The organism is Paenibacillus sp. RC67, assembly GCF_030020805.1.
In the GTDB taxonomy this organism is placed as follows: Bacteria; Bacillota; Bacilli; order Paenibacillales; family NBRC-103111; genus Paenibacillus_S.
Genome location: NZ_CP125098.1, coordinates 6,832,812 through 6,846,551 on the forward strand (window position 1 = coordinate 6,832,812; position 13,740 = coordinate 6,846,551).

The window sequence follows — 13,740 nt, forward strand, 5'->3', positions numbered from 1 at the left end:
ACGTTTAGTACACCCCTTCCTCGCCGAACTTCTTGGCCAGCTTGTTAGCACCGATGACGAGCAGCAGACCGACAACGGATTTAAACACACCAACCGCTGTACTGTAGCTGAACTGCCCTTGCTTCACGCCCAGACGGTATACATACGTATCGAATACATCCGCTACTTCCGAGACGGCGCCGTTCATCATCAAGAACACCTGCTCGAAGCCGACGTCCATAATATGACCGATGCGCAGGATCAACAAAATGATAACAACCGAACGGATACCTGGCAGCGTGACATGCCACATTTGGCGGAACCTCCCGGCACCATCCATTTTGGCCGCCTCATACAGCTGCGGATCGATACTTGCCATGGAAGCAAGGAAGATGATTGTTCCCCATCCTGCATCTTTCCAGATTGACTGCGCTGTGAGCATCCCCCAGAAATAGTTTTTATTCGTTAAGAAATCGATTTTGGCAAAGCCTAATTTAACCAGAATTTGATTGATCGCCCCATCGCCAGTCGAAAACAAAATGAAGGTAATCCCGACAATGATGACCCAGGATAAAAAATGCGGCAAATAGACGATAGATTGAACGATCTTCTTGTAAGCCTGCTGTCTCACTTCATTAAGCATCAAGGATAACAGAATGGGCAGCGGGAAGAAGAAAATAAGCGAGAGCGCGTTAATCGCCAGGGTATTGCGGAACAGAACGAAAAAATCGGGATTGGAAAAAAATCGTTGAAAGTGCTCCAAGCCAACCCACGCGCTTCCCATCACACCTTGATAAGGAGAATAATTCTGAAACGAGATGATAATGCCCCACATCGGCACGTATCGAAAAATAAGAAAGTACAGCAGCCCCGGAAGCGCCAATAAATAAAGGAATTTATCCCGGATGATTCCGGAACCTATCTGCTTTAGACGAGTGCTCCATACTCCTTTGCTTTGAGACGTTGCTTTTGTAATCGGTTCCAATGTTGAAGCCATACATCCTTCCTCCGTTCGAGTATGCAAACATTTGGTGGTCATGCTGTGGTTTTGATTACGCTGATTTCAATCTACAACGCCCGCTCGTTTCCGGCAATCACTCATTTTTGTAGCAGGTTGTACTTCGGAAAAACATAGAGTTTATGCGGAATTTCCTGCCATTGTCTTTTTTTGCAGCGGGCTGTTCAGAGGGATGATAGTGTAAAAACTTATAACAAAACCCCCTCGTCTGCGTGGGAGGGAAGGGGTGTGGGGATCCGGTCGCTGTTGAAGTCGTGTTCCTTGAATTTTCAAAAGAGGTTGGAACACGAGCTTCAAAGGCGAACGCTGTCGCTCCTCCACCCCACACCCCTTCCCTCTCGGTGCTACTTTTTGATTACCTGCTACCTTTTGTACAACCATTCCCTAACCCAAAATCAATGACTTAGCTATCCAGTTGTACAACAAAAAAAGCCAACCCTTAAACAAGGGTTAGCTGCAACAACATCTTTTCAAAACTTCGTTCGGTAGATCGGCTTATTCTCCAAGCCGCGGATCAGAGGAGTCCAGTTCTCGGTTTCCGGAGTCGTATCCAGCGCATCCTCCACCATCTGAAGCTTGGCATCAAGCGCATCAATATGGTGCAGAGCCACTGCTTCCGCCATCTGAGGCTGAACCGGGCTGCCCCACTCACCAAGGTTATGATGAGACAGAACCAAATGCTGTAAAGCGAGCACTCGGTCGGACTGCAAGTCAATACCGCTTAAGATCGCCGCTTCCGTAATCCAGTTCGAAGCCATGGAGATATGGCCTAGCAGCTTGCCTTGGACACTGTAATCGGACACAATGCCCAGTTGGGCGATCATCTCCTCCGGCTTGGCAATATCGTGCAGAATGATGCCCGCCTTAATGAGGTCGGAATTCAAGAATGGTCTCTGCTTGCACAAGAAATCGCCGATTTCAAGCATTCGTACCATATGATAAGCTAACCCGGCACAATAAGCATGATGGTGAGATTTGGCAGCCGGATAATGCATTAATTTCTCTTCTACCTTGGCAACGCAAAATGCGGCAATCGTCCGGATCTCTTCATCCTCGATTGTGCCTAGAACCTGTTTAACCGTATAGACGAGATCAATAGGACGAATCGGTGCTGATCGAATAAAATCAGTTAGCGAAATACCGTCGCTCTCGGTTGCTTTTCGGATGCGAACAATTTTGGCCTGCAGCTTCTCACGGTACGTCTGTACAACACCATGCACCTTCACAAGCCCCATTGGGAAAAACGTTTCTTTATCCGTTGGTGTCACATCCCAGAATTTAGCTGGTAGCTGGCCGCTGGTATCACTTAAAACAATATCAAAATAGTCTTTAGCAGGTGTTCCATTTGTCTGTTTTACTTCCAGCTCCTTGAGCAAATAAAAGCCTACAAATTCATCCTGACTTACCAAAGTTTTTATTAACGTCATGACCGTTCCTCCAACAATAATCCATACTCGGTTTTCTTCCATAGTTGACAACTGAGATCGATGAACTCGATATAACCGTTGCAACGGCATGCATTACTATTTCGACACCCAAAGACAATTCCCTACGTATAAGCGACAATATTGGTCCACATTGCATAAAAAAACCCTTCTTCGACGGCACAGAGGCCGGAAAAAGGGTTTCATTGCATTTATAAAAGATTCAAACTGCGGCGTTCCTCATCAGTAAATACGCGTGATCGGGTCAAAAAACGCCTTCCCTCTGGATTTTCCAATGAGAACATGCCTCCCCTGCCGGGAACGACATCAATGATAAGCTGCGTGTATCTCCAGTATTCATACTGAGCTTTGCTCATATAGAAAGGAGCTCCACCGATCTCTCCCAGCAGTACATCATTTTCCCCGATAATAAAATCACCCAGAGGATAGCACATAGGCGAGCTGCCGTCGCAGCACCCTCCCGACTGGTGAAACATGACAGGTCCGTGCTTGGTTTTCAGCAATTCAATTAACTCCAACGCAGCATCGGTAGCTAGAACCTTCCGGACATCCTCCGCCATCTCCGGTGCCTCTTAGAAAAAGCCCAACGCATCTTGGCTGTAGCTGACCAAGAGGTTTTTCGTTTGTTGATAATGCGAGAGCATCATTTTATGATTTTCACGGCCAATGCCTGATGTCTTGTAGCCGCCGAAGGCCGCATGAGCAGGATAGGCATGGTAGCAATTCGTCCATACGCGTCCAGCCTCGATCTGCCGCCCCATCCGGTAGGCAACGTTAATGTCGCGTGTCCACAGCCCCGCACCCAAGCCGTACAGCGTATCATTAGCAATGGCCAGCGCATCCTCCTGATCTTTAAAGGTAGTAACGGATACGACCGGACCGAAGATTTCCTCTTGGAAAATTCTCATTTTATTATTGCCTTTGAGTACCGTAGGCTGAATATAATACCCGTCCGAGAGGTCGCCCTCCAATGTGGCTCTGCCCCCGCCGATCAGGCATTCTGCCCCTTCCTGCTGCCCAATGTTGATATAGCTCATAATTTTCTCAACCTGCTCCGTCGAAGCTTGAGCTCCAATCATTGTTTCCGTATCCAAAGGATTGCCCTGCTTAATAGCCGCAACACGTTTCAACGCTCTTTCCATAAAAGCATCATAGATCGATTCTTGAATAATGGCACGGGACGGGCACGTACACACTTCCCCTTGATTTAAGGCAAATAATACGAAGCCTTCTATTGCTTTGTTAAAGAATGCATCGTCCTTGGCCATAATGTCCTCGAAGAACAGGTTGGGCGATTTACCTCCGAGCTCTAACGTAACTGGAATGATATTTTGGGAAGCATACTGCATAATTAAGCGTCCGGTTGTCGTCTCTCCTGTGAAAGCAATCTTAGCAATACGGCTGCTGGAAGCAAGCGGCTTACCTGCTTCAAGACCGAAGCCGTTGACAATATTCAGCACCCCCGGGGGCAGCAAATCTTGAATCAGCTCGGCCAGCACCAGAATCGAAGCGGGCGTCTGTTCTGCTGGTTTCAGCACGACGCAGTTTCCTGTAGCCAATGCCGGGGCTAGCTTCCAGGTCGCCATCAGCAGCGGGAAGTTCCATGGAATGATTTGCCCAACGACACCAAGCGGTTCATGGAAATGATAAGCTACTGTGTCATTGTCTATCTGGCTCAAGGCTCCTTCTTGGGCACGTATGCAGCCTGCAAAGTAACGGAAGTGATCCACCGCAAGCGGCAGGTCGGCAGCCAACGTCTCACGAACCGGTTTACCATTATCCCAAGTTTCGGCCACTGCCAGCATTTCCAAATTAGCTTCTATACGATCAGCAATTTTATTAAGAATGAGTGCACGTTCCGCTACCGATGTACGTCCCCAGCTGTCCTTCGCCGCATGAGCCGCATCAAGTGCCCGTTCAATATCTTCCGATGTCGAGCGTGGAATCTCGCAGAAAGGGCGGTTGTTCACCGGCGAAACATTCTCAAAATATTGGCCTTGGACGGGTGCAACCCACTCGCCTCCAATAAAGTTTTCATAGCGCTTCTTAAACGTTACCTTCGAATCCTGTTGTCCGGGTTGAGCATAAATCATTGTGAACAGCCTCCTCCAATATAGTTTCACTAATATATAAGCAAAAATCGTGCCAACCTTGTTTTACCCGTCGAATCACAATAATATGGAAGCGCTTTATTCCTATTGTTCCTTTGTGATACAGTTGGTCTGTTCCATTTTGATACAACATTTCTTGTAAATAGAAACTAACGAGCATTTTATGGTATCATGAAAGCAGAAGCCCGTACGAACGATGGAGGTGTTCACTTTGTCATCTCTGGAAGTAACCGACCTGTCACAAATGATGGAGAATTCTTGGAAGCGCTGTCAGCATTATGGATTGAAGCCGTCTGATCCTGTATATGACGACATCATAACCGGAAATCGTATACGGGAAATTACACGACAGCACGAGCAGCTCATCACGCACACGGAGCATATTTTCACAAAAATGAATCGTCTCATTAAACAATCAGGACAAATGGCCCTTCTTATCGATGCGCAGGGGACTATCCTGCATGCTGTCGGTGACCCCGATTTCTCCAACCGTGCCGAAAGGGTACAGCTTCAGATAGGAGCCAATTGGGAGGAACGGCGCAAAGGAACGAACGCCATCGGCATGGCTTTAACCGAGCAAACTGCCGTACGAGTCCACGCTGAAGAACATTATTATGCGTCCAACCGCTTCTTAACCTGCGCTTCATCCCCTATCTTTAGCCCTGACGGTCAATTAATCGGCGTCATTAACATCAGCGGCAAAAAAGAAAGCTATCACGACTATACACTAACCCTCGCTTGTTTGGCGGCAGATTCTTTGCAGAATAAGCTGATTTGGGAGGAAACACGTGAGGAGCACCTCATTACGTTAAAAGAGCTCGACTACACGGCACAAAATGTTCCGTTGCCGCTTCTCTCTCTGGACCGCGACAATCGGATTGTCCGTGCCAATCAAGCCGCACTGCGCATTGTCGGCCGCGATGCCTTAGGCAAGGAATTCAGCGGGGCCAAAGGCTTCGCTATGGAAACAATTCGCGATGACCGGCACAAGGTCTGGCGATCCGTCGCCATTCAGAGGAAGCCGCAAGGCGAGCCTCGCTTATATGAGTTCGAGGATATTATAGGAACATGCGCGAAGCTTCTTCATACCAAAGATATTGCCAAGAAGGCGGCTCTGACCGATTATTCTATCGTGCTGCTGGGAGAAAGCGGTACTGGCAAAGAACTGTTCGCCCAATCCATTCATACGGCTAGCTTTCGCAGTACCCATCCGTTTATTGCTGTCAACTGCAGTGCCATTCCGGATAGTCTTGTCGAAAGCGAACTGTTCGGCTACGAACGCGGAGCTTTTACTGGAGCTAACAAAGAAGGCAGCATCGGCAAGTTCGAAGCTGCGCATAAAGGTACGATTTTTTTAGATGAAATCGGAGATATGTCGCTTCGGGCGCAATCCGCGCTGCTCAGGGTGCTCCAAGAGAGTACCATCACGCCCGTCGGCAGCACGAAGAGCAAGCGGATCGACATTCGGATCATCGCTGCCACCCACCGCAACTTGCCCGAAGAAGTGCGAGCGGGCCGTTTTCGAGCAGACTTATACTACCGCCTCAAAGGGATTGAAATTACCTTGCCTTCCTTGAGACAACGAAGCGATCTCGTTCACTTGGCCAACCATTTGCTCCACAGTAACGGCTATCCCGCTTCCTTTCTGACCGAGCAAGCACAGATGAAGCTTCAGCGCTATGGTTGGCCTGGCAATGTTCGTGAGCTGAACAGCGCTCTGCTGCAGGCTAGCTTCCTCGCAGAAGGAGGCCCTATCGATGGTTGTCACCTACAGCTCGGGGAGGATGCACCTGCATTGGATGAGCCCTCACAACCGGAAGCAGTTCTATCACTGAAAGAAGCCGAGATCCAGGCCATCAAAAAAGCGCTGCGGCAAACAGGAGGAAATTTAAGCAAGGCTGCCACTTTGCTGCAAATTGGACGGACGACCTTGTATAGAAAAATAGAAGAATATGGTATTACTCCATTTTAATAAAAACCAAAAAGCCTTTAGAATCAGCTTCGCAAGAAGCTATCTTCAGGCTTTTTTGTCACATATATGGAAAACAACCGTGTGCTGGCGGACCAATACTCATTCAACTATTAAAGCGGCCCACAGTATAAGAAAAGTAACGACCACAGGGCATAGGATGCCTATACCTATTGCAATCCAAAATCCACGTTCTTTCAATAAATCTACTATTCTCGCAGTAAGCTTCTTCTCTGGTCTCTTATTTCGATTATTTCGATTGTAATCCAAATCTTCTATACATTCTTTAAGAAATTCCTCGGCACAACCCTCATCCATCTCCTGGAGCTTGTCCCACAATTCCGAATGTAAATGTTTTACTTCATTTATTTTTTTACTTTCTTTTAAAGGGATCATCCTTCTCGACCGTCCAATCTACATTCCATATATAACCTTATATTGGTTATTATGTAATATAGTTCATAGACGCTGCAGCTATTTAAAATGTTTCAATTAGTTTTTGATGTAGGGCAAATTGTCTATTTCCCCTCAACCAACGTCACACTAGCTCTATAAAGTGAGTCATCCCATTTCACCTGTGCACCCAAAGCTTCCGCTACAAAACGAAGTGGCACATACATCCGGCCATTCACAATTTGCGGCACCGTATCCATGGTCACAGCTTTTCCGTTCACTTCAGCCCAATCATTGCCTAACTTCAAATTCACCTTCAGAGTCCCGCGAGTGATTTGCAGACTGGAATCATCGGAGTTCCAAGTATATTCCGCGTTCATCCGATTCAGCAGCACACGAAATGGCACCATCGTAATCCCATCTTGGATATAACCGGTTTTATTTTCGGCCAAATGACCGTTCACACTAAGCTGTACGAGCGATTTATCCGCTTGCTGCACAATCAGCACATTGCTGAGCAAACGTCCCGGCTTACGCAGCACCTTGCCCTTATAATAAAGCGCCGAGCTCGCTCCGCCGTCCAGATTAATAGCATCGGTCATTCCCACTTGGACCAGGACATTAGCCATCTGCTCAATAGTGCTGTACGAGATCGTCCCTAAGACCAATTTGCCATCCTCATCGACGCCTGCAAAACTTCGAACATTCGCCTGGGAAGTCACCAACGGATCATTAAAACGGTCCCGTTCAAAATCGATATCCACATTCCCGCCCGTAAGCAGCTTTGGCCCAGCACCTATGGCCATCTGATAATACTCCAAAGGCGAGGTCTGCTTTGTATCAAGATTCGTCACTGTCTGGCTCATGCTGAATTTTTCTCCCGCTTTGACCTGCTTGGTCACTTGTTCCAAGCTATAATCAGTAGAAAGCAGAAGCACTTTGCCACCCGCTGGGATCAACACAGCCTCTTCCGAAACGGATATTACCTTCTGATCCTGTCCTACGACAATCTTTATTCCCGGCTCATCCGCCACATCTCCATAATCTTTGGTAAATACCCAAGCGCTGTGAGCTTGATCTCCATAATAGACATCGACACCATTAAGATGCGCCCCGAATCTCCCTGCCTGTACACTGCTGCCAATGGCCAATCTCTGCACCGAGGCTTCTTTATCTGTTGAAACAGTAATCGAGGTTTCTTTATCCCCGCCGTAAAAAAGATCATTGTTGTTCATCACAATACCGTATGGTGTTCTGTACTCAATATCCTCTGTAAATGCATCGAAAAAGGTGCCATTAATTCCGACCACCGCATCATTATCCGACATGATATCGGTAAAATCCTGTACCTTCCCCACCTCATGGTTGGCAGCAGCCGCCTTGACTTGAATGGTGGGATCTTTCAGATCTACCCGAACTAGATCCAGTGTATAATTGCTTCCATTATAATTGACTTTACGCTGCTCATGAACAATCCCTTGTGTCTCCGCTTGGGCTATTCCTACGCCGCAGGTGAATAAAAGCGTTAAGCATAGCGTTATTCGGGTTAAACTTCTTTGCATGTCTGTACCTCCGCTGCATCTCTAATAGTGTTATGAATCCTCGTTCAATTCGATTCGTGTATAGCATTAGTTTCATTAAAACCACATTTTGTTAAATTCGAGATAAAACATAAAAATCCTGTAGAAATTTGTAAAATTGCGCGGATTGCTCAGATGTCCATTGCAAAAACCGATCCTGCATCGTTTTGTTGTAGTTTCCCCTAGGCCTACTCGTAAAAAATCTGTATGGGGACATTTACAAGCAAAAGAACCTGAGGCATCTTCGCTTCAGGTTCCTTAATCAACTTGAAAATATACGTTAGGAGTGCTGCTATTCCCAATAACGCCTAGACATGCAATGTTCCTTGATCAGCTTATAGCTGCTCAGCTCGACCACTTCTATACTCTTGATCGTCTCAGGGGAATGGATCATCCGTCCGTCTCCTGCATAGATCCCGACATGATGAACGGCACCCTTGCCTTCCTCGTAAGCAAAGAAGAGTAAATCCCCTGGCTCAAGCTCCTCTTTTTCAATCGAAGTCCCATAGTTGACTTGATCCGACGCGTCACGTGGAATCGATATACCAGCATAGCGGTGCATCGAATGAGCGAAACCGGAGCAATCATAACCAAAAGCCGAAACGCCGCCCCATAAATAAGGCAAATCTACAAACTGCATGGCCCTATCCAAAATCATTTGCCCAATGTGACCTTCTGTTGGCAAAGGAGCCATGGAGCCGTTGATCAAACGCACATCTTCCGCCTTCAAATAACCAATCCCATCCGCTCCCGGTATGTGCACCATTACCCACGAATCGGCGACTTCTATTACAGGAAGTGAGGACAAGAAGCTTAATTCAATGAGCGGCTCGGATGGAGTCAGGTATAACCAAGTCGTACTCATAATGACTTCGGCTCTTCTTTGACTCGCTAGTTCAGGCGTTTCGGAAACCAGCTGACAACGTGGAATCCATCCCGGATATCCACCAGCGTCCCTTCGGGTTCCCTGCTGTGGGATCAGTACTTTAACCCAATCCTCCTGCTCTTCCACAACAAGAACGGGAGTACCGTATACAGCCTGCGTCTGAACTCGGTTTCCTCTGTATAAATCCAAACGATCGTCTAACGTCATGGTTTCTAGCCATGATCTTATTGCTGACGGTTGCTGCAAAGCAGGCGCATCCATGGGCCGGGGAGATTGCGGATTTGTCCATACCGTAGCGACGGACACCGCGACAACCATTCGCTTCATGCTCATGATCCCACCCCAACGCTTTGCGTATAGGCTACATCACGGATGCCAAGACCCGATTCTTTAGGAAACGTCATCCTTCTGCCGTCATACTGGACGCCTCCGTCCACAATGTCATTCAACATCATCAGTGGAGAGTCAAAATCGAATCGGGTAATATTTTTCTTGCTTGCCGCCAAATGGGCCGCCGCTGTCACCGCCACACGTGATTCAATCATACTGCCGACCATACACTCGACCCCGAATTCCTCGGCAATTTGGTTAATAAGCTGGGCTTTGTATATTCCACCGGATTTCATCAGCTTAATATTGATCATATCAGCAGCACGGCGCTTCAACACCTCGAAAGCCTGTGCAGGAGAAAATACGCTCTCGTCCGCCATAATCGGTGTTTCCACCGCATCCGTAACGGCTTTGAGTCCATCAATATCATGTGCTTTGACAGGCTGCTCCACCAATTCAATATCCAGCCCCATATCTTCCATACGGCGAATCGAACGGACGGCATCCTTCACCTGCCAGCCCTGATTCGCGTCAATACGAATGCGGATCTCGCTGCCGACGCAGCTGCGAATTTCCTTGATACGCTCGATATCCTGCTGGATATCATCCTTGCCTACTTTAATCTTCAGCACATTGAAGCCTTCCTTCACGTAGCTGACGGCATCCTCTCCCATTTCTTTGGGCGAATTGACGCTAACCGTGAAATCCGTCTCCAGCTGATCTTTATAACCTCCGAGAAACTGATACAGAGGAAGACCGCAGTATTGCGAGACTAAATCGTACACCGCCATATCAATTGCAGCCTTGGCGCTGCTGCTGCCAACCATCGAATGATGAATGGTTTGAAGAATTTGCTCATACGCCAGCAGATTGCGCCCAACCAAGAGCGGGGTGAACGTATGAGCGATAGCAGAATGAATACTGTCCAAGCTGTCTCCCGTAATCACAATAGTCGCTGGTGCCTCGCCCCATCCGGTTCTACCGTCATCGGTTTGAATCCGCACAAGAATCGATTCTGCATTATATACGGTGCGCAAGGCGGTCTTAAACGGTTTTTTTAGTGGTGTCGACTGCCGCATCACTTCAATATTTTTTATGTTCATACTAACTGCCTCCTTATGTCTCTACACCGGGTTCCATACATTCAAGCACCTTATCCTGTGTGCTCATTCTAGCTTCTATGCCATAGGGAACAGCAATATTCGGGGAACAATGACCGATCTTAAATCCCGCCAGCGTAGGCTTGCCTGAAGATACAATATGATCCTCGATAACCTGCTCCAACGTAAGGGACTGCTTGCGCTTGTTCGGAACACAGTTATTAAAATCACAGATCAAGATGCCGGCTGCATCGGCGAATTTGCCAGCAAGCCTTAGTTGGTTTAGCATCCGGTCTAATCGGTACGGCTCTTCATCAATATCCTCAATAAACAGAAGCCGTCCCTTCGTATCCAGCTCATAAGGCGTACCGAGCGTACTTGTCAAAAGGGTCAGGTTCCCTCCAACCAGCTGTCCTTGGGCGTCTCCATCTACTAACACCTGCAACGGAGATATTTCCTCCGTATAGCGAAGTGTGGAAGGATGGAGCAGCGTCTCATAATTTTGTACGGTAAGCGGGTCTTCGTCTTTTTCCAAATCAATCATCATGGGACCATGAAACGTAACCAGTCCCGCCTTCTTGAGGATCGCCGCATGTAAAAAAGTAATGTCGCTGTAGCCCCAAAATATTTTCGGATTCGCCCGAATGAGATCATAGTCGAGTTGATCAGCTATTCTACCTGTGCCGTATCCTCCTCGAGCACAAATGATGGCCTTGATCTCCGGATCGGCGAACATTCCGTTTAATTCCCGGGCCCTCTCTTCATCCGTTCCCGCAAGGTAGCCATGCTGCCCTGACAGCGTGTCTCCAAGTCTAACTCGAAGCCCGAGCTGCTCCAGGCAGGTGGATGCCGCTTTAATCTGCTCCCTGTCGACCCAGCTTGCCGGTGCCGTAATGCCTACCGTATCGCCGGGATTTAAACGGCGTGGTTTTATAAGCTCATTCATTGTGCTGCCCTCCTGCTTGAACATAGGGAGGAGCGCCTTCGATAGGCGGTACAGGTTGTCATGAAACCCAGAAAACTTGAAATATTGCTAGTATACTCTGGTGGGGTATGCCCCTCCGGCCGCTGTTGTTATCAGGAAATTTCAAATTAATAGCTTTACAGCGGGTATTTCCTGATAACAAAGGCGGACGCTAAAGCTCCTCCGAGACATACCCCACCTACCGATATAGCAAATTTCTCGAACGGGTGTCTCGACATACCCAAGCGCCTAAGATAGGCGCTTACTCCTCATGAATTAGGCGACTATTTCAAATCCGCCCATTTAAAGTCGATAAATCCGAAGGCGTGCCTTACGACTCCATCCACCTTGTCGCTCTGCAAGTAGGCGTTGTTATAGAAATAAAGCGGCAAAATAGGAGCTTCATCCATCAGAATTTTCTCCGCGTCATGCATCATTTTGAAACGTTTTGCTTCATCCGGTTCATTATATGCGTCCTTGATCAATTTATCATAAGAAGCGTTAACCCAGCCGGTCCGGCTGAATGCATTGGTCGATTGGAAACCGTCTAGGAAGTTGATCGGGTCTGCAAAATCCGGAAGGAACGAGGAACGGGAGAATTGAAGCTGAAGCTTCTTCTGCTCATCCGTTAGTACTTTGCCTTCTTTGTTGGCCAGCTTGATGTCAACGCCCAGATTGTCTTTGAACATCGCTTGCAGCGCTTGAGCGATTCTTTGGCTAATGTCGTTGGTGTTATAAGTAAGCGTTACTTCTGGCAGCGTCTTTAATCCTGCTTCCTGCATTCCTTTTTCCAGCAGCTTCTTCGCTTCTGCAGCATCGAACTTGATCAGGCTGCCGCCGACTTTGCGGAAATCTCCGCCGGCAGGGTCCTTAAGACCTGGAGAAACATAGGCGTCTGCTGGCTTCTGTTTTTGCTTCAAGACAAGATCAACCAGCTTCTGTCTGTCTACCGCCGCAACGAACGCTTTACGAATGTTCACGTTGTTAAACGGCGCCATTTTCGTATTGAAGCGGTAAAATGCCTGCCCTGCTCCGTCCTCAACCTTAACCTTATTCTCGGAGAACAATTTATCGCTTAGATCCGCTGGAATTGCTCCCGTCGTGTTGGAGACAAGAATCTCACCTGTTGTGAAGAGCTGATAAGCCGTGTTGGAATCGTTAATCATTTTGTAGGTGACGCCGTCCAGCTTGACGTTGGCTGCGTCCCAATATTGATCATTTTTCACCAGCTTCAGCTCGCTGTCATGCTTCCATTCGGCAACCTTAAACGGTCCATTGCTTACAAGGGTCGTCGCTTCTCCCGCCCATTTGGCGCTTTTATCCACGGCGCCCTTGTTGACAGGGAAAAACGCAGGACTTGCTACCATTCCCAAAAGCCATGAAGCAGGCTGGGCAAGATTGACCTCAAGCGTTTTATCGTCTGTGGCTTTAATCTTAACGCCGTCTACTGTTCCTTTGCCGGAGTTAAAAGCTTCTGCCCCCTCTATAGGATAGGCGAGGAAAGCAGCATCGGAGGCGGTCTTCGGATCGAGCAGACGCTTCCAAGCGTATTCAAAATCCGCTGCTTTGACCGGCTCTCCGTTGGTCCATTTGATGCCGTCTCTAAGGATGAACGTATACTTCTTGCCATCTGGACTAACCTTCCATTCCTTCGCCATAGCAGGCTCCGGCGATTGGTTTTTGCCGAGGCGCGTCAATCCTTCGAATGCGTTGTTGACGATGTCGTAGGACGCTTGGTCGAAGCCAATCGGCGGATCAAGGGAAGTCGGCTCCTTCAGGTTGTTGTAAGTAAGAATTTTGGCCTTTGTTTCTTTCCCGCTTTCCGTTTTGACCCCGGAACCTTCGTCTTTGGTGCAGCCGGCGAGGGCCGTGCCGAATAATAGGGCGCAGCTGACCAGCAATGCGGATACTTTTTTCATAAGCACTTCTCCTCTTCTATTTCATTTGATTATTTATTCTAAAAGC

At 47.9% G+C, this 13,740-nt stretch carries 11 protein-coding genes; 1 reads left to right on the top strand and 10 read right to left on the bottom strand.

All coding sequences use genetic code 11. The features are described 5' to 3' along the window. Positions 1–4 precede the first annotated feature (4 nt). The 4 genes from QMA13_RS30960 to adh all read right to left on the bottom strand — a co-directional run bounded on the left by QMA13_RS30960 (position 5) and on the right by adh (position 4,535). Positions 5–976, bottom strand: a complete 972-nt coding sequence (locus QMA13_RS30960) for an ABC transporter permease (RefSeq protein WP_282937484.1) — start codon at positions 974–976, stop codon at positions 5–7. 491 nt (positions 977–1,467) lie between these two features. Then, positions 1,468–2,424, bottom strand: a complete 957-nt coding sequence (locus tag QMA13_RS30965; protein ID WP_282937485.1) for a 3'-5' exoribonuclease YhaM family protein — start codon at positions 2,422–2,424, stop codon at positions 1,468–1,470. Between the two features lie 209 nt (positions 2,425–2,633). Further along, complete coding sequence (locus QMA13_RS30970) at positions 2,634–3,002, bottom strand: DUF779 domain-containing protein (protein ID WP_282937486.1); 369 nt, start codon at positions 3,000–3,002, stop codon at positions 2,634–2,636. Between the two features lie 12 nt (positions 3,003–3,014). Continuing rightward, the gene (gene adh / locus QMA13_RS30975; protein WP_282937487.1) at positions 3,015–4,535 is read right to left on the bottom strand and encodes an aldehyde dehydrogenase; all 1,521 of its coding nucleotides are present in this window, start codon (positions 4,533–4,535) and stop codon (positions 3,015–3,017) included. A gap of 229 nt (positions 4,536–4,764) precedes the next feature. Here adh and QMA13_RS30980 point away from each other — a divergent pair, with 229 nt between their 5' ends. Beyond that, positions 4,765–6,525: a sigma-54-dependent Fis family transcriptional regulator gene (locus QMA13_RS30980; RefSeq protein WP_349254184.1), complete on the top strand. Its 1,761-nt coding sequence runs from the start codon at positions 4,765–4,767 to the stop codon at positions 6,523–6,525. Between the two features lie 99 nt (positions 6,526–6,624). Here the strand turns inward: QMA13_RS30980 and QMA13_RS30985 are convergent, their stop codons facing one another. From QMA13_RS30985 to QMA13_RS31010, 6 genes are all read right to left on the bottom strand, one after another. Further along, on the bottom strand, positions 6,625–6,918 hold the full coding sequence (locus tag QMA13_RS30985) for a hypothetical protein (protein ID WP_282937488.1): 294 nt from the start codon (positions 6,916–6,918) through the stop codon (positions 6,625–6,627). A 122-nt stretch (positions 6,919–7,040) separates the two neighbouring features. After that, on the bottom strand, positions 7,041–8,477 hold the full coding sequence (locus QMA13_RS30990) for a stalk domain-containing protein (protein ID WP_282937489.1): 1,437 nt from the start codon (positions 8,475–8,477) through the stop codon (positions 7,041–7,043). A 310-nt stretch (positions 8,478–8,787) separates the two neighbouring features. Further along, the gene (locus QMA13_RS30995) at positions 8,788–9,714 is read right to left on the bottom strand and encodes a C40 family peptidase (RefSeq protein ID WP_349254185.1); all 927 of its coding nucleotides are present in this window, start codon (positions 9,712–9,714) and stop codon (positions 8,788–8,790) included. Then, positions 9,711–10,814: a dipeptide epimerase gene (locus tag QMA13_RS31000; RefSeq protein ID WP_282937490.1), complete on the bottom strand. Its 1,104-nt coding sequence runs from the start codon at positions 10,812–10,814 to the stop codon at positions 9,711–9,713. Before QMA13_RS31000 ends, QMA13_RS30995 begins: the two co-directional genes overlap by 4 nt. A gap of 13 nt (positions 10,815–10,827) precedes the next feature. Further along, complete coding sequence (locus QMA13_RS31005; RefSeq protein WP_282937491.1) at positions 10,828–11,757, bottom strand: S66 peptidase family protein; 930 nt, start codon at positions 11,755–11,757, stop codon at positions 10,828–10,830. Positions 11,758–12,059: 302 nt separating this feature from the next. Continuing rightward, the gene (locus tag QMA13_RS31010) at positions 12,060–13,694 is read right to left on the bottom strand and encodes a peptide ABC transporter substrate-binding protein (protein WP_282937492.1); all 1,635 of its coding nucleotides are present in this window, start codon (positions 13,692–13,694) and stop codon (positions 12,060–12,062) included. Positions 13,695–13,740: the final 46 nt, after the last annotated feature.

Coding starts and splice junctions, on each gene's coding strand:
- QMA13_RS31010 (WP_282937492.1), bottom strand. CDS start 13,694: ATGAAAAAAGTATCCGCATTGCTGGTCAGCTGCGCCCTATTATTCGGC.
- QMA13_RS31000 (WP_282937490.1), bottom strand. CDS start 10,814: ATGAACATAAAAAATATTGAAGTGATGCGGCAGTCGACACCACTAAAA.
- QMA13_RS30995 (WP_349254185.1), bottom strand. CDS start 9,714: ATGAGCATGAAGCGAATGGTTGTCGCGGTGTCCGTCGCTACGGTATGG.
- adh (WP_282937487.1), bottom strand. CDS start 4,535: ATGATTTATGCTCAACCCGGACAACAGGATTCGAAGGTAACGTTTAAG.
- QMA13_RS30970 (WP_282937486.1), bottom strand. CDS start 3,002: ATGGCGGAGGATGTCCGGAAGGTTCTAGCTACCGATGCTGCGTTGGAG.
- QMA13_RS31005 (WP_282937491.1), bottom strand. CDS start 11,757: ATGAATGAGCTTATAAAACCACGCCGTTTAAATCCCGGCGATACGGTA.
- QMA13_RS30965 (WP_282937485.1), bottom strand. CDS start 2,424: ATGACGTTAATAAAAACTTTGGTAAGTCAGGATGAATTTGTAGGCTTT.
- QMA13_RS30985 (WP_282937488.1), bottom strand. CDS start 6,918: ATGATCCCTTTAAAAGAAAGTAAAAAAATAAATGAAGTAAAACATTTA.
- QMA13_RS30960 (WP_282937484.1), bottom strand. CDS start 976: ATGGCTTCAACATTGGAACCGATTACAAAAGCAACGTCTCAAAGCAAA.
- QMA13_RS30990 (WP_282937489.1), bottom strand. CDS start 8,477: ATGCAAAGAAGTTTAACCCGAATAACGCTATGCTTAACGCTTTTATTC.